The following is a 17,293-nucleotide window of genomic DNA, read 5'->3' on the forward strand; positions in this document are numbered from 1 at the left end:
TGATCGAGGGCGACGCTCATGATCGCGCTCCCATTTCCCGCGGCGGACATCCGCTCGGCATGCGTTGCGCGGTGAGCCAGTCGTCGAGGACGACAATGTCGGATGCAGACATCCGCAAGCCCAGCTTGGAGCGGCGCCAGACGATATCGGCCGCGGTGCAGGCCCATTCATGCGAAATCAGATAGCGAACTTCGCTCTCGGTCAGCGTCGCGCCGAAGTCGCGGCCAAGATCGGCCATGGATTTCGCCGCGCCCAGCAGCTTCGCCGCGCGCGTGCCGTACGCGTGTGCAAGACGGCTCGCGTGCGCTTTTGTCAGGAAAGGATAGCCGCGCATCAACTCCGCCGTCAGCGCCGCGACCGCCGATACCTCCATGTCGCCGCCGGGCAGCGGCGTTTTCGCGGTCCAGCCCTCGCGCGCGCTGGTGCCCTTCAGATAGGACGACAGCTTTTCCAGCGCCTCCTCGGCGAGCCGGCGGTAGGTCGTGATCTTTCCACCGTAGACCGACAGCAACGGAACGCCGCCCGGCGTATCGAGTTCGAACGCGTATTCGCGGGTGGCGGCCTTGGCCTCGCTCGCGCCGTCGTCATAGAGCGGACGCACGCCGGCATAGGTCCAGACCACGTCCTGCGGCGTTACTGGCTTCGCCAGATACTCGCTGACGGACGCGCAGAGATAGGCGATCTCGTCATCCGAGGCCTTCACTTTGGCAGGATCGCCGTCGTAGTCGCGATCGGTGGTGCCGATCAGGGTGAAGTCGTCCTGATACGGAATCGCGAACACGATCCGACCGTCGCTGTTCTGGAAGATGTAGGCGCGGTCGTGGTCGTAGAGCTTCCTGACCACGATGTGCGAGCCCTGCACCAGCCGAACTCTTGCGCGCGTGTTCACGCCCGCACCCAGGGTGAGCACCTGCTCGACCCAGGGGCCGCCCGCATTGACCAGCACCCGCGCCGAGATGGTGTTGCGTTCGCCGCTCAACGTGTCCTCGATCGTGACGTACCAGAGGCCGTCGGCCTGCCGGGTCTCGACCGCGCGGGTCCGCGGCCGGATGTCGGCGCCGCGATCAGCCGCGTCACGCGCGGTAAGAACGACCAGGCGAGCATCGTCGACAAAACAGTCGGAATATTCGAAGCCCTTGCGGTAACGCCCGGCGACCAGCGGTTTGCCGACCTCGTCCCGTGACAGATCGACCGAGCGCGTCGGCGGCAGCAGTTTCCGCCCGCCGATATGATCGTAAAGAAACAGGCCGAACCGCAGCATCCATGTCGGCCGCAAGCCTGCGTGATGCGGCAGCACGAAGCGCAGCGGGCGGATGATGTGCGGCGCGATCCGCCACAGGATCTCGCGTTCGATCAGCGCCTCGCGAACCAGATGGAATTCGTAATATTCGAGATAGCGTAGCCCGCCATGCACCAGCTTGGTCGACACCGACGACGTGCCGCTGGCGAGGTCGTTCATTTCGCAAAGGAAAACAGAGTTTCCACGTCCTGCCGCGTCGCGTGCGATCCCGCATCCGTTGACGCCGCCGCCGATGATAGCGAGGTCGAAAACCTTGCCCACGAGCGCCATCCCTTAAGGATTATCGGTTCTATAGTACCATAAATACGCTTCTCGATATTCAATTATAGCTATTTTCTTTCATATGACGATTAAATCACAATCTAAAACGAAAGCAACCGTAATCGCTGTCGCAGGCTGTGGATCCATTTCGACACCCGGAAACCGATCCGCTGGCGACCACGAGCGGCGAAAAGTTCACCCGGCGGCCCTTGGGCGTCCATCGGCGACGGGGTCGGCTTCCGCATCCAGGCCAGCCGGCTCGCCGGGCATCGCCACAATCACCTCGATGCCCTGCGCCCGGCAGATCGCGTGAAGATCGGCAGGCAGGGCCGCATCGGTGACGAAGGTCTGGATCTGGCTGATATGGGCGATGCGCACCGGCGCACTGCGGCGCAGTTTGGTGCCGTCGGCCACCAGCATGACGCTGCGCGCGTTGGCGATGATCGCCTGCGATACCTGCACCTCACGATAGTCGAAATCCAGCAGTGCGCCCGCCTCGTCGATCGCGGACGCGCCGATAATGGCGTAATCGACCTTGAACTGGCCGATCAGATTGGTCGCGCTGGAGCCGATCACCGCTCCGTCGGAGCGGCGCACGTTGCCACCCGCGACGATGACCTCAATGCGCGGATGACGATAGAGCTGCATCGCCACGTTGAGATTGTTGGTGATGACCAGAAGATCCTCATGCGAGGTGAGCGCGCTGGCCACCTCCTCGGTGGTGGTTCCGATGTTGATGAACAGCGAGCAGCCGTTGGGAATCCGCGCGGCCGCCGCCGCGCCGATCGCTTTCTTTTCTTCGGCAGCGACGAAGCGGCGAGCTTCGTAAGCCAGATTTTCCACACCGGAAGCGATGATGGCGCCGCCGTGAATGCGCGTCAGCGAACGCTGGTCGCACAGATCATTGAGGTCCTTGCGAATGGTCTGGGCCGATACCTCGAAACGGCGCGCAAGCTCGTCCACCATGACCCGTCCGAACGCGCGGGCAATGTTCAGGATATCGGATTGACGCTGGCTAAGGCCGGCCACCGCTGCAGCACCTCGAGACCACGGACATCCAGGGTGCCGATGTTACAACGTTTTCGAGCGGCGTGGATACCGGCTCAGGCCAGGAAAACGCGTCAAAACAAAAACTCACGATTCCTTCTTCTGATTTCATCAGAAGCGGAAAGACCTGCCACGACGCGGCGGCGCAGCATTCCTGCGCCGGCCGCTCGGCATCAGAATTGAAATCTCGGCAAAGCCCGACGGAAGGATTTCACGAAATCGGGACAAGCGGATTTTTGCGCGCGCTGCTTCGCAGCACGCTCCGCGTCGCGGGCGCTGCGGAACAGCTTGCCGTCCAGGGCGCTGAACCGCTGTGAGGCCGAAAAGAATCGGAAACCGGCGCGATCGCGCACCACGATGCCCGCGGATTCCGAACCGACTTCGATGATATAGGTCTTCGACATATCCCACTCGCATTTTTCCGGCCGGAAAGGCCGCGCCGATAACGGGCAATGGCGGGAAACGTTCCCTGTCGCACCAACAGGATATGGAGATGGTTCGGGCGTTCGCAACTAGAATCAATCGAGGTTCGGCGCTGATCGAATCGGCGAATTTCCGGGCCGGCTCAGGCCACCCCGCCCCAAGTCAGCGAGCGGAAGGTTATCAGGTAGCCGTGGTTATGCCGACACCGGCGGGTCGGCCTGCGGGACCTCGCGCGGGCGGCCTTGATCGTCGATCGCGACATAGGTGAACTTGCCGTCGGTGACGAGGATGAACTGCATCTCCTTGCGGCGCATGACCCAGGCTTCCAGATGTACTGTGATTGAGGTCCTGCCGATGCGAACCAGCGTGGCGTGCACGGAGACGAGATCGCCGACATAGACCGGCTTGCGGAAGTTCATGGCGTCGATGGCAACGGTCACGGTGCGCGACTTCGCGAGCTTCGACGCGAAGATGCCGCCGCCGATGTCCATCTGGCTGAGCAGCCAGCCGCCGAAAATATCGCCGTTCTGGTTGGTGTCGGCCGGCATCGCGAGCGTACGCGTGCAGAGTTCGCCGAGCGGCGTGGTTTCATTGATCGCCGGGGCGTGAACGGCCGTTGCGTCCGTCGTCAGGGCATCCGTCATCAAATTCACCTTATTTGAACGTATCCCAGCCGGCGTCGGGTGCAAAACGGACGCCGAATTTCTGCGCAAGCTCGCGCAGGTTGGCGGCGACATTCTCCGGACCACGGGTGCGCGCATAGTTCAGCGGCCCGCCGCGGAACGGCGCATAGCCGGTGCCGAAGATCATCGCGCCATCGACCAGATCGGGATCATCGACGATGCCTTCGCGCAAACACGCGACGCAAACGTTCGACATCGGCAGCACCAGGCGATCGATCATTTCCGGCGTGATCTGCGATCTGCTCGCGGTGCCCTTGTCGGCCTTGCCTTCGCGCCATGTGTAAAAACCCTGACCGGTCTTGCGGCCGAGTTCGCCTTTCGCGACCTTCTCACGGAGCCAGTCCGGCGGCGGCGGCAGCAAATCGCCGAGCTTTGCGCGCAACTCGTCGCCGACGGCGAGGCAGATATCCAGGCCCACCTGATCGGCGAGTTCAATGGGCCCCATCGGCATGCCGAACTTTTCCGCAGCAGCATCGATCACGGTCTTGTCGATCTTCTCGTCGAGCATCAGCATGGCTTCGAGCATGTAGGGCGTCAGCGCACGGTTGACGAGGAAACCCGGCGAACTCTTCACCGGCAACGGCAGCCGGTCGATGGCGCCGACGAATGCGAGAGCCTGCTTGAGCACCTGCGGGTCGGCGGCATCGTGGCTGACCACCTCGACCAGTTGCAAGCGCGACACGGGATTGAAGAAGTGCACGCCGACCAGCCGCTCCGGATGCTGCAGCGTGGTTCGCAGCTCCTGCAGCGGAATGCTCGACGTATTGGTGGCGAGGATCGCGCCCGGTTTCATTTTCGGCTCGATACCGGCATAGACCTTCTGCTTCAGTTCGAGCTTTTCCGGCACCGCCTCGATGATGAGATCGGCATTGCGCACCCCCTCGCCCTCCAGGTCGGGCATCAGGCGATCGAGCGTGTCGCGAATGTCGGTGCGCTTGCGCAGGATCTTGCCATAGAGATCCGCGGCGCGCTTGATCGCACCGGCGATCGGCTCCGGCTTCATGTCGGCGAGCGTCACGCGGATGTCCTGATGCGCGCACCATGCTGCAATGTCGCCGCCCATGGCGCCGGCGCCGATGACATGCAGATGCTTCACGACGTTGCCGCCGCCGGCGAGTTTTTTCATCTGCTCGCGCAGGAAGAACACCCGGATCAGGTTCTGCGCCGTCGACGTCACCATCAGTTTGGCGAAGGACCGCTTTTCGGCCGCCAGCATCGCGGCCTTGCTGCCGCCGTGCTTCTCCCAGAGATCGATCAGCGCATAGGGAGCCGGATAGTGCTCTTGCACCGCAGCTTTCTCCGCTTCCTTGCGCATCCGTGAAGCGAGAAAACCGCGAACGGGTCCGAGGTTGAGCAGCCGATTGAGCGCGTTCGGCCTGGCTCGTTTCAGCCGGCCGCCGACGACATCCTTTACCGCGTTGAGGACGTGGCGCTCCTGCGTCACGGCGTCGACAAGGCCGAGCGATTTCGCCTTCCGCGCATCGATGGTCTTGCCGGTCAGCATCAGCGGCATCGCCTGGATCGGATTGACCAGTCGGGTAAAACGCACGGTGCCGCCGAGGCCGGGATGCAGGCCGAGCATGACTTCAGGAAAGCCGAACCGCGCATTGTCGATCGCGATCCGCGTCCGGCACGCCAGCGCGACCTCGAGCCCGCCGCCGAGACAGAAGCCGTGGATCACGGCGACGGTCGGAATCTTCATTGCTTCGAGCCGATCGATGATGGCGTGGGCGCGGCCGATCGTGGTTTCGACCTCGGTCGGATCCGCGGCGCCGCGAAACTCGTTGACGTCAGCGCCTGCAATGAAGCCGGAGGTTTTCGCCGAGCGGATCACGATGCCGGCGGGCAGATGGCTTTCCAGCACCGTCAGGATCGCGCTGAACTCCTCCATCACATCCGACGACAGCGTGTTGGCGCTGGAATCGGCGCGGTCGAACAGCACCCACGCCACGCCGTCGGCGTCGCGGGTCAGCTTGAAGTTGCGATAGGGGCCGCTTGCATCGGGTTTTGGCCCGAGCTCCAGCACGCGATCCTTGAGAACGTCCAACACCTTTGAATCCATGACGCCCTCACACCATCTCGATCAGCATGGCGCCGCCCTGCCCGCCGCCGATGCATTCGGTGGCGACGCCGCGCTTCGTGCCGAGCCGCTTCATCGCATTGACGAGATGCAGCACGATGCGATTGCCCGAGGTGCCGACGGGATGACCAAGACTGATCGCACCGCCATCGACGTTGAGCTTGGCGCGGTCGATCGCGCCGGCCGCGCCGTCGAGGCCGAGCACGTCGCGGCAGAATTTCTCGTCCTCCCATGCGGCGAGGCAGCCGAGCACCTGCGTGGCGAAGGCTTCGTTGAGCTCCCAGGTCTCGACGTCGCCAAGCGCCATCTTGTTGCGCTTCAACAGTTCCGTCGCCGACAGCACCGGGCCGAGCCCCATGATCGAGGGATCGAGCGCCGACCACTGGCTGTCGGTGATCATCGCCTTCGGCTTGAGCCCGTGTTTGATGACGGCGTCTTCCGATGCAAGAATGGTCCAGCACGCGCCATCGGTGATCTGCGACGAATTGCCGGCGGTGACCTGGCCCCATGGCCGCTCAAACACCGGTTTCAGCTTCGCCAGCGTCTCCATCGAGGAATCCGGGCGCACGCCGTCGTCGTGATCGAAGAATTTTCCGTCGCGCGCGAATGCCGTTTCCACCTCGCCCTTGAGCCAGCCTTCGGCCTGCGCCTTCGCCAGCCGCCTGTGGCTTTCGACCGCGTAAGCGTCCGCCTGTTCACGGGTGATGCCGAACAAGTGGCCGACCACCTCGGCGGTCTGGCCCATGTTGAGTTCGGTGATCGGATCGGTCAGCCCGCGCTCGAGTCCGATGATCGGCTTGAAATAGGGCGGTCGCGCTTTCGCAATCGCCTTGATCTTTTCAACGATGCCCTTGGCGCCGGCGACACCTGCGAACCAGCGCACGCCCTGCTGCGGCCAGACCAGCGGCGCATGGCTCAGCGCCTCGGCGCCCCCCGTCAGGATCAGGTTGGCGTTGCCGTCGCGGATATAGCGGTAGCCGGTGTCCATCGACTGCATGCCTGAGCCGCAGTTGATCTGCACCGTGAACGCCACCATCGCTTCGCCCATGCCGAGCCGCAGCGCGGCGACGCGGGCCGGGTTCATCTCGTCGGCGATGACGTTGACGCAGCCGAGGATGACCTGATCGAACGCATCGGGCGCGAACGGTTGCCGCGCCAGCAACGGCCGTCCGCACTGCACCGCCAGATCGACTGGCGTGAATGCCCCGGGGCCGCTGCGTGCTTTCAGAAAGGGAGTTCGGCTGCCGTCGATGATATAGACAGGGCGCACCATCAGCCTGCCGCCCTCGTTTCATTCCGCTCCTGCACCACTTGCACGCTGATGGACTTCTTGTAGGGCGACAACGCTTCCGGTGCGAAGTCGTCGACCTCGATCACCCGGAGCACCGCCTCGTGCGCCGCCTTGTATTGCTCGGCCTCGACCGGGGTGATGACGCCCTGCTTGATCGCCGCATCCGTGTCGTGCAGACGCGCCGCGCGCATCCGCTTGAAGACGTCCTCCGCGGCGGTCACCAGCAGAAACGCCTTTTCCAGGCGCGCTACGCCGTTGTCGTCATCCACTTGCGAGAGACCCGGCGTCAGTCGGTCGCGAGCGACGGACGGCTCCAGCACCAGTTGAGCGCAGGCATGCACGACGGCGTCGCTCGGCCCGCGCGCCCGCGCGCCCATCGGCTGGATCATGAATTTGAGCATGATCGCAACATAGCGGTTCGGCAGGTTCGCCAGAATGTCGGCAAAGCGCTGCTCGATGGTGCGGAAGCCCGTCGCCATGCACCATTGCACCACCGGGAGATCGGCCTCCTGCCGGCCTTCGTCATGCCAACGCTTGAGCACGGCCGACAAGAGATACAATTCGGAGAGAATATCGCCGAACCGCGCCGACAGCATCTCCTTGCGCTTCAGCTTGCCGCCGAGCGTCAGGAGCGCCATGTCGGCACACAATGCAAAGGCCGATGCATAGCGCGAGAGCTGACGGTAGAAGTCCGTCACCGGACCCGCATCCTCCGGCGCAGGCGCGAACGCCCCACCGCTCCAGCTCCGGCCCCAGGCGCGGAACAGCGTAGTGACGCTGTGGACGATATGAACCCAGAACGTCTTGTCGAAGGTATCCAGGCCTTTGACCTTGTCCGTATCGCTGAGCGCATTCATCTCCTGCAGCAGATAGGGATGCGCGCGGATCGCGCCCTGCCCGAAGATGATGAGGTTGCGCGTCAGGATGTTGGCGCCCTCCACCGTGATCGAGACCGGCACGCCGCGATAGAGATTGCCGAGGTAGTTTTGCGGGCCGTCGATCACGGCCTTGCCGCCGTGAATGTCCATGGCGTCATCGATCACGGTACGCAGCCGCTCAGTGGCGTGCAGCTTCATGATGCCTGAAATGACGGCGGGATGATGCCCCTCGTTGAGCGCGGCGCAAGTCAATCGTCGCGCTGCGTCGATCAGATAGGCCGTACTGGCGATGCGCGCCAGCGGCTCCTCGATGCCTTCGAACTTTCCGATCGGAATGCCGAACTGCTCGCGGACGCGCGCATAGGCGCCGGTGGTGCGCGCCGCGAAGGCCGCGCCCGCCGCCGAGAGTGAGGGCAACGAGATGCCGCGCCCGGCGGCCAACGCCGTCATCAGCATCTTCCAGCCCTGGCCCAGACGCTCCTTCCCGCCGATGACGTAGTCCAGCGGAATGAAAACGTCCTTGCCCCAGTTCGGACCGTTCTGGAACACCTGCATCGCCGGCAGATGGCGGCGGCCGATGGAGACCCCCGGCAGGTCGGTCGGGATCAACGCCACGGTGATGCCGAGGTCCTCCTGCGAGCCGACCAGATGATCGGGATCATAAGCCTTGAAGGCGAGCCCGAGCAGCGTCGCCACCGGACCGAGTGTGATGTAGCGCTTGTGCCAGTTGAGCCGGAGTCCGATCACCTCGCGGCCCTCGAAGGTGCCCCTGCAGATGATGCCGGTGTCGGTCATCGACGCCGCATCTGAACCGGCTTCCGGGCTGGTCAGGCCGAAGCATGGAACTTCCTGGCCGTCGGCAAGGCGCGGCAGCCATTTCGCCTGCTGGTCCCTGGTGCCGAAGCGCATCAGCAGTTCGCCCGGTCCGAGCGAATTCGGCACCATCACCGTGACCGCGGCGACGAGCGAGCGCGACGAAATCTTGCGCACCACTTCCGAATGCGCGTAGGGCGAGAAACCGAGCCCGCCGTACTCGGTCGGAATGATCATGCCGAAGAATTTTTTCTGCTTGATGAAGGTCCAGACCTCGGGCGGCAGATCGCGCCACTTCCAGTTGATCTTCCAGTCGTCGAGCATGGCGCAAAGCTCATCCACCGGGCCGTTGAGGAACGCCTCTTCCTCCGCCGTCAGAGTCGCCGGCGAGGTCGCCAGCAGTTTCGCCCAGTCGGGATTGCCGGAGAACAGGTCGGCATCCCACCAGACGTCGCCGGCATCCAACGCCTCGCGCTCGGTATCCGACATCGACGGCAGCACGCGGCGCGCCCAGGAGAAAATCAGCTTGGAGATCACGTCACGGCGAAAACTCATCGCAATGTCCTCTTGTTCGGATAATCCGCGGTGCGTCGACTCGCTATCGCTTCAGGCAATGACCTTATACCCATAAGAGGAAATATCCTTAAAAAGGCAAAAGCGAGTTACATTTCATGGTTTCGCAATTGAAAATTAAGCGAAATTTTGCAATTCGGGGTCGGCCTGCGACCTCACAATAGCGCAAGAGCTCCAAAAACGCGATTTGCAAACGCGTGAAAGCCTCAACCGGCCGCAATGCGGGACGCGGGGGGCATGAAGACCGAGAGCGGCTGCGAATGCGTTGAATCCGACGAAGATCGCAGCACCGTCCGCGATCAGCCTTCACAAAAATTCGCAAAAAACTTCAGCCCGGCTGTTTCTTTTCGCGCGGCGCCAGACCGGCAAGCACGAAATCGATCATCTGATCGAGCGTCGGCCCCGGCTTGTCGACGCATTGCGCGATCATCTGCGGATGGAAGAAGCGCATCATCGCCGTGCACGTGCACAGCGCCGCCAGCCGCACGTCCGGTGCCTGGAACTCGCCGCTCGCCGCGCCCTGAGCGATCACCTCGCCGACGGTCGTGGCGATATCCTCCATATGCGCCTTGCAGACGTCCCAGTCCTGCTCCATGGCGATGGCGACCATCTCGTGCAACTTGGCGTCGCCGACATAGCGCTCGCTGTTCATGTGATGGATCGTGGACAGCAGTTCGCGCAGGCGCTGCGTGGCCGGACCCGGCGCGGCGCCGATCGCCTCGGCCGCGTCCTCGACTTCGCCCATCAGCCGCCGCGCCACGCCCTGGTGAATCGCCTTCTTCGAATCGAAGAAGCGATAGACATTGGCCGGCGACATCCGCAGCACTTTCGCGATGTCGGCGACGGTGGTCTTCTGATAGCCGATCTCGCGGAACAGCCGCTCCGCCACCACCAGAATCCGGTGACGCGTATCAGCTTCGGTATTGTCTGTGACTATCGCCATGAGAGAGCCAATCTTCAATTATTCTCCGGCCTGAGCAAGCGGAAAAGCGAGTTGCGTCTCGCGCGGCGCGGGTCTGGCCTGCTCCCGCTCGCCGCCATGCTCGGCCAGACTCTTTCTGAACCATAGCGCGTAAAGCGCCGGCAGATACAAGAGCGTCAGGAAGGTCGCAACGAACAACCCGCCCATGATGGTGATCGCCATCGGTCCCCAGAACGCCGAGCGCGACAATGGGATCATCGCGAGGATCGCCGCGAGCGCAGTCAACACCACCGGCCGCGCGCGCCGCACCGTCGCCTCGACGATCGCCTCTCCCCGGGTCAGACCATGCGTCACATCGGTCTCGATCTGATCCACCAGGATGACCGCGTTGCGCATGATCATTCCGGCGAGCGCGATCAGGCCGAGCAGCGCCACGAAGCCGAACGGCTGGTTCGCGACATTGAGACCGAGGGACGCGCCGACGACGCCGAGCGGCGCCGTCAGGAACACCAGCAGGAGCCGCGAGAAGCTCTGCAACTGGACCATCAGCAGCGTCAGCATCACGACGGCCATGACGGGAAACAGCACGAAGATCGAGGTATTGCCCTTGGCGGACTCCTCGAACGCGCCGCCCGCCTCGATCCGGTAGGCCGGCGGCAGGTGATCGCGAATCTCCTGCAATTTCGGCCAGATCTGGTTGGTGACGTCGGGCGCCTGCACACCGTCGACCACGTCGCCGCGCACGGTGATGGCCATGTCGCGGTTGCGCCGCCACAGGATCGGCTCCTCGTGAGCGTATTCGATCTTCGCGACCTGCGATAGCGGCACAGCAACGCCGTTGCGCGATGTCACGGTGAGATCGCCGACGCCGGCGAGATCGAGGCGCTCCGACGGAATCGCACGCGCGACCACCCCGACTTTCTCGATGCCGTCGCGCACGGTCGTCACCGGCACGCCCGAGATCAGCATGGCGAGCGCCTGCGAGACATCCTGCGGCGTCAGGCCGAGCGCGCGGGCGCGATCCTGATCGACCACGAGCTTGAGGTATGGCGTCTGCTCGTTCCAGTCGAGGCTGGGGTCCTTCACATTCGGATTGGCGCGCACGACATCGCGCACCTTGTAGGCGATATCGCGCACCATTTTCGGATCTGGTCCGATCACCCGGAATTGAACGGGAAAGCCGACGGGAGGACCGAAGTTGAAACGGTCGACCCGGACCCGCGCCTCGGTCAGCGCCCCGTCATCCACCGCCTTCTCGATCTTCGCCTTGATGCGCTCTCGCGCCTCGACGTTCTTCGCCACGATCACGATCTCGGCGAAGGCCTCGTTCGGCAATTGCGGATTGAGGCCGAGCCAGAAGCGCGGCGAGCCCTGGCCGACATAGGCGGTGTAGGTCGCGATATCGTTATCGTCCTTGAGGATCTTCTCGGCCTCCTTCACCGACTTCTCGGTGACGCCGAACGCCGTGCCTTCCGGCAGCCGGAGCTGCAGGAACAGTTCGGGCCGCTCCGACAACGGGAAGAACTGCTGCTGCACATGACCAAATCCGATGACCGCCGCGACGAAGATGCCGACGGTCGCCGCGACCACCTTGATGCGGTGGTTGACGCACCACTGGATCACGGCGCGCAGGCTGCGGTAGATCCGCGTCTCGTAGATCGCATGCGGATCGTGATTGTGGCTGACCTTGATGTTCGGCAGCAGCTTGACGCCGATATAGGGCGTGAAGATCACCGCGACGAACCAGGATGCGACCAGCGCGATCGCCACGATCCAGAAGATGCCGCCGGCATATTCGCCGACGCCGGAATTGGCGAAGCCGATCGGCAGGAAGCCGGCCGCCGTCACCAAGGTGCCGGTCAGCATTGGAAAGGCGGTGGATTCCCACGCAAAGGACGCCGCGCGCATCCGGTCCCAGCCCTGCTCCATCTTCACCACCATCATCTCGACCGCGATGATGGCGTCGTCGACCAATAGCCCGAGCGCGATGATCAGAGCGCCGAGCGTGATACGATGCAGATCGAGCGACATCGCGTTCATGACGATAAAGACGATGCCGAGAACCAGCGGCACCGACAGCGCCACCACGATGCCGGTGCGCCAGCCCAATGCGAGGAAGCTGACGAACAGCACGATCGCCAGCGCCTCGATGAACGAATGCACGAACTCGCCGACGGCGTGCTCGACCACTTTCGGCTGATCCGCGATGCGCTCGATATTGATACCTTGCGGCACCGCCTGCATGAATTCGTCGGCGGCCTTGGTGACGTCCTCGCCGAGCTTGAGAATGTTGGCGCCTTTCGCGGTCACCACGCCGATGCCGAGCGCCGGCTTGCCTTCCTGACGCACCTTGAATGTCGGCGGATCGACGAAGCCATGGGTCACGGTTGCGATGTCGCCGAGGCGGAACACGCGTCCGTTGCTTTCGACCGGCGTCTCCGCCACCGCCCTGGCGCCGTCGAACGCGCCGGTGACGCGCAAAGCCACCCGCTGCGACGAGGTCTCGACGGTGCCGGCCGGCGTCACCGCATTCTGCTTTGCAAGCGAATCGAAGATCGCCTGCGGCGCAATGCCGAGCGTCGCCAGCTTGGCATGAGAGAACTCGACGTAGATGCGCTCGTCCTGGGTGCCGTAAAGGTTGACCTTGGTGACGCCCTCTACCCTCAACAGCCGCTGGCGAAGGCCCTCCGCGACCTTTTTCAATTGCGCATAATCGGCGCCGTCGCCGGTCAGGGTGTAGAGAATGGAATCGACGTCGCTGAACTCGTCGTTGACGACCGGCCCGAGGATTCCCGCGGGAAGGCTGCCCTGCGCATCCGCGAGTTTCTTGCGCAGGACATAGAACAGATAGGGCACCTGCTTGGGCGGAGCGGAGTCGAGGAAGGACACCTGCATCGCCGTGAAACCCGGCTTGGAATAGGTCTGCACCTTGTCGAAATACGGCAGTTCCTGCAGCTTCTTCTCAAGCGGATCGGCGACCTGCGTCTGCATTTCGTCCGCTGTCGCGCCCGGCCACATCACCGAGACGTTCACCACCTTGACCGTAAAGGAGGGATCTTCGGCCCGGCCGAGCTTCTCGTAGGAGAAGAAGCCGGCGACGCCGAGCGCGATGATCAGGAACAGGATCAGCGCAGGATGGCTCACTGCCCAGGCGGACAGATTGAAGCGCTTCATCGCAATCTTCCTTCTTGCAGATGCGGTCTTCAGTTCCGTTCGTCATTGCGAGGAGCTCAGTTCCTCGCAATGCCGGAAATGACTCAAAACGACAGTGACGACACCACGCGCACCTTTTGCGACGGATCGAGCTTCTGCACGCCGAGCACGACGACCTTCGCGCCCTCGTCCACGCCGCCGGTGATGATGACGTCGTTGCTCTCGTAGGATTTCACCGCGACCGGCCTCAGCGCGACATCGCCCTTGTCGTCGACGACATAGAGCGCCGACGGACCGCCCTGACTGAACAGCGCCGACAGCGGCACCCGGGCCACGCGGGAGGCGGCGGCATCGGCGAGCGTCAGCGTCGCTGTCATGCCGAGCGATACCTTGTCGCCGGCATCCGGCAGCGAGAATTTGGCGAGATAGGTGCGTGTCGCAGGATCAGCGGTCGGCGCGATCTCGCGCAGCTTCGCGGTATAGGTCTTGCCGGGCTCCGACCACAGCGACACCCGCGCCGTGCCGGTCCGGGCGCGGCCGATCAGCGTTTCCGGTATGGCGACCACGGCCTCCTTTTCACCAAGACGCGCGACACGGATCGCCGGCTGCCCCGAAGCGACCACCTGCCCGGCATCCACCAGCGTCGCGGTGACCACGCCGCGGGTGTCGGAGGTCAGCGTCGCATAGGACAGGGAATTCCCGGTCAATTCGACCGAGCGTTGCGCGCGATTCAACCGAGCCCTTGCCTCGTCGGCGGCGGCCTTGGCCTGATCGAGCTGGGCGTCCGTGGTCCAGCCCTTGGCGCGCAATTCCTTTGTGCGCCTCTCGGCGGCGGCGGCCTGCGCCAGCACGCCGGTGGCCGCGCTCAATTCAGCCTGCGCCTGCTCGGCCTGCAATTTGAGATCGACTTCATCGAGGGTCGCGAGAGGCTGACCGACCTCAACGACCTGCCCGACCTCGACCAGGCGCTTTGCGACCTTGCCGGAGACGCGGAAACCCATATCGGTCTCGATCCGCGGCTTGATGGTACCGACGAAGCTCCGATCCGGAATCTCGGCCTCGTAATGCACCGTGGCGGTCAGAACCGGACGCGCCGGCTCGGCTTTTTCGGCGGCCAATTCATTACAGCCCCCTAATGCCAGCGCTGGAAGGGCCACCAAAACAAGTGGCAAATACCTGGAAAACCGCAAGAAAGGAGAATGAGCCTGCATCGGGAATTTCCTTCAGAAGCTGTTCTTGCCCTTACTGTGGATTGTTTAGTGATGATTGTCAATAATCGTCACAGATCAGGAATACGTGAGCGATGATGGTCCGTTCAATTCTGCGGAGCCGCTTTTAGGAAGAATTCCGAAAAAAGGACGCGGTGGATCACACGGCGGAACTGCAAGGAGTGGCGAGACGCGTCGGCGCCCACCCTGCACACGGGAAGACGGTGGGGAATGATCTCGCTGACGCGAGACGCAACTCACGGCCGCGGCGGATCTCGCCCGCTCTAAGATTGGTAAAATTTTAATCAGGCCCGTTCAAAGATACCGCCGGGGCTTCAATACGGATCGCGCGGGCACTGCGGGCTTATCGCCACGCGCATCACAGAAACATCCGTAAGCCGAATCGTCAGAGATCGGAGGCTGACCGTCCCATAGAACTGTGGATCAGTGAGAATTCACCTGCATTGGAAGGAATCCAAAATGAAGGCGAAGATAAGCGTTACTCTTCCTGCAATCGTTTCGGCGCTCGTCCTGATAGGCGCCCTTTCCGCCGGAATTGCGGCATATCAGGCCTACGAACAGCGGCAGAAGTCTGAAGCATTTCTCGAAGTGAATCACATTTCCCAACTGCTGCTGAAAAGCGCGGGGCAGTGGGCGATCGAGCGCGGACTTACAAATGCGCCGCTGAAATCACCCGACGCCCTGCCTGCCGAACTTGGCCCGAAGATCGCCAGCACGCGGCAAACCGCCGATCATGCGTTCAAGGAAGCAACTCAACTGCTGCACGGGATTCCGGCAATGAAATCTGCAGAGTCGCAGCTTTCGGAAGCCGAGAACACGTTCCAGGGATTCGTCGGCTTTCGCATGAGGCTCGACGAGAACCTTCCCAAGCGAGGATCGGAGCGAAACCCGGAGGTCGTCGAAGGCTTCGCGCCGGCGATCACCAAACTGATCGACATCTCCGGCAACAAGCTGCGCCTGACGATGGAAACGCTGAACCGCCCACCCACCGCGGCTCTGGCGCAATTGGTCGGCATACGTAATTTGACTGCGCAGATGGCCGAGAACGCCGGACGGGAGCGCGCATTCCTCGGCGGAATGGTTGGCTCCCGCGCCAAGATGACGACCGTCGGCTTCCGGACCATCGCTCGCTACCGCGGAAATGTCGAACTGGCATGGGAAACGATCTCGCCGCTGCGGATGCGCACCGACTTGCCGAAAAAAGTCGCGGATGCGATCACGGGTGTCGAGAACGATTATTTCCAGATCTATGGCCAAACGCGTGACGGCATACTCGCGACAGCCGAGAGCGGTGAGTACACGATCAGCGGCAACGACTATGTCACGCGGGCAACCACCGCGATCAATTCGATTCTGCGTCTCGCCGAAGCGGTCGGTGAAGCGGCCGACCAGGAAGCCGCGACGGAAGCTGCAAACAGCGGATCGAAACTGCTCGTCGCCGGATTGATCTTGCTGGGTTGTATCGCGCTCGCGCTGGTCAGCTTCTGGATCGCGTTTTCCCGGATCCTGCGGCCGCTGGCTGCGCTGACCGGAGCGATGGGTGAACTCGCGAACGGCAACTTCTCCGTTGTTCTGCCCGGACTCGAGCGCCAGGACGAAATGGGCGACATGGCGCGTGCGGTCGAGACCTTCAAGGTCAAGGCCGAACAGAAAGCGCGCGACGAGGCGGAAGAAAAGATGAAGCAGGATCAACTTGCCGCCCAGCAGCGCAAGGAAGACATGCACCGGCTTGCCGACAGTTTCGAAGCGGCGGTCGGCGAAGTGATCCAGACGGTCTCCTCGGCAGCGACCCAGCTCGAGGGTTCGGCAACCGCTTTGACCCGGACGGCCGAGCAGACCCACCAGCTTTCTTCCGCTGTGGCCGCGGCCTCCGAGGAAGCGACGGTCAACGTTCAGTCCGTGGCCTCCGCCAGCGAGGAGATGGCAGCGTCCGTCAACGAAATCAGCCGGCAGGTCCAGGAAGCGTCGAGGATCGCAAGCGAGGCGGCGCAAAAGGCCCATAGCGCCGACCAGCGGATCACCTCGCTGTCGCAGGCGTCGACCAAGATCGGAGACGTGATCGAACTCATCAACACGATCGCAAGCCAGACCAACCTGCTGGCGCTCAATGCCACGATCGAGGCCGCTCGCGCAGGCGAGGCTGGCCGCGGCTTCGCGGTGGTGGCGTCCGAGGTGAAGGCGTTGGCCGAGCAGACCGCGAAGGCGACCGCCGAGATCGGTCAGCAGATCGCCAGCATCCAAACGGCAACGGACGATTCCGTCGTCAATGTGAAAGAGATTGGCGTCGTTATCGGCAGGATCGCGGAGATTTCCGCGACGATCGCCTCAGCCGTCGAAGAGCAGGCCTCTGCGACTCAGGAGATCTCCCGCAACGTCCAGCAGGCTGCGGCGGGCACCTCGGAGGTTTCCTCCAATATCATCGAGGTCAGCAACGGTGCATCCGCAACGGGTGGCGCCTCCACGCAGGCCCTGGCAGCGGCAAAGTCCCTGGCCAGTAATACGGACCGCCTCAAGCTGGAAGTCGAAAACTTCCTCACAACGGTCAGGGCCGCCTAGGCGGATGCGATGAGGTTTGTTTCGTCGCTGACGAGCAAACCTCATTGCGCTTGATAAATCCATCATGAGCGGATCACGCGACCC

Annotated in this window: 11 protein-coding genes; 1 reads left to right on the top strand and 10 read right to left on the bottom strand. The window is 63.0% G+C overall.

The window, feature by feature from the left end:
* Positions 1–16: 16 nt before the first annotated feature.
* The 10 genes from glpD to BGN91_RS12185 all read right to left on the bottom strand — a co-directional run bounded on the left by glpD (position 17) and on the right by BGN91_RS12185 (position 14,635).
* Positions 17–1,570: a glycerol-3-phosphate dehydrogenase gene (gene glpD, locus BGN91_RS12140; RefSeq protein WP_292613482.1), complete on the bottom strand. Its 1,554-nt coding sequence runs from the start codon at positions 1,568–1,570 to the stop codon at positions 17–19.
* 186 nt (positions 1,571–1,756) lie between these two features.
* Positions 1,757–2,590: a DeoR/GlpR family DNA-binding transcription regulator gene (locus BGN91_RS12145; RefSeq protein ID WP_292613484.1), complete on the bottom strand. Its 834-nt coding sequence runs from the start codon at positions 2,588–2,590 to the stop codon at positions 1,757–1,759.
* Between the two features lie 191 nt (positions 2,591–2,781).
* On the bottom strand, positions 2,782–3,012 hold the full coding sequence (locus tag BGN91_RS12150; RefSeq protein ID WP_292613486.1) for a hypothetical protein: 231 nt from the start codon (positions 3,010–3,012) through the stop codon (positions 2,782–2,784).
* Between the two features lie 213 nt (positions 3,013–3,225).
* Entirely contained in the window at positions 3,226–3,675 is a 450-nt protein-coding gene (locus BGN91_RS12155) for an acyl-CoA thioesterase (protein ID WP_292613488.1), read from the bottom strand.
* Positions 3,676–3,685: 10 nt separating this feature from the next.
* Positions 3,686–5,776 (bottom strand): 3-hydroxyacyl-CoA dehydrogenase NAD-binding domain-containing protein, encoded by a 2,091-nt coding sequence (locus tag BGN91_RS12160; RefSeq protein ID WP_292613490.1) that lies wholly within the window; start codon positions 5,774–5,776, stop codon positions 3,686–3,688.
* Positions 5,777–5,783: 7 nt separating this feature from the next.
* Positions 5,784–7,067, bottom strand: a complete 1,284-nt coding sequence (locus BGN91_RS12165; RefSeq protein ID WP_292613492.1) for an acetyl-CoA C-acetyltransferase — start codon at positions 7,065–7,067, stop codon at positions 5,784–5,786.
* The gene (locus BGN91_RS12170) at positions 7,067–9,331 is read right to left on the bottom strand and encodes an acyl-CoA dehydrogenase (protein WP_292613494.1); all 2,265 of its coding nucleotides are present in this window, start codon (positions 9,329–9,331) and stop codon (positions 7,067–7,069) included. Before BGN91_RS12170 ends, BGN91_RS12165 begins: the two co-directional genes overlap by 1 nt.
* Before the next feature lie 346 nt (positions 9,332–9,677).
* A complete protein-coding gene (locus BGN91_RS12175; RefSeq protein ID WP_292613496.1) occupies positions 9,678–10,292 on the bottom strand; it encodes a TetR family transcriptional regulator in 615 nt (204 codons plus the stop codon).
* Between the two features lie 18 nt (positions 10,293–10,310).
* Positions 10,311–13,445 (bottom strand): efflux RND transporter permease subunit, encoded by a 3,135-nt coding sequence (locus BGN91_RS12180; protein ID WP_292613498.1) that lies wholly within the window; start codon positions 13,443–13,445, stop codon positions 10,311–10,313.
* Between the two features lie 83 nt (positions 13,446–13,528).
* A complete protein-coding gene (locus tag BGN91_RS12185) occupies positions 13,529–14,635 on the bottom strand; it encodes an efflux RND transporter periplasmic adaptor subunit (RefSeq protein WP_292613500.1) in 1,107 nt (368 codons plus the stop codon).
* 477 nt (positions 14,636–15,112) lie between these two features.
* Here BGN91_RS12185 and BGN91_RS12190 point away from each other — a divergent pair, with 477 nt between their 5' ends.
* The gene (locus BGN91_RS12190) at positions 15,113–17,209 is read left to right on the top strand and encodes a methyl-accepting chemotaxis protein (protein ID WP_292613501.1); all 2,097 of its coding nucleotides are present in this window, start codon (positions 15,113–15,115) and stop codon (positions 17,207–17,209) included.
* Positions 17,210–17,293 lie beyond the last annotated feature (84 nt).

The organism is Nitrobacter sp. 62-13 (assembly GCF_001896955.1).
GTDB lineage: Bacteria > Pseudomonadota > Alphaproteobacteria > Rhizobiales > Xanthobacteraceae > Nitrobacter.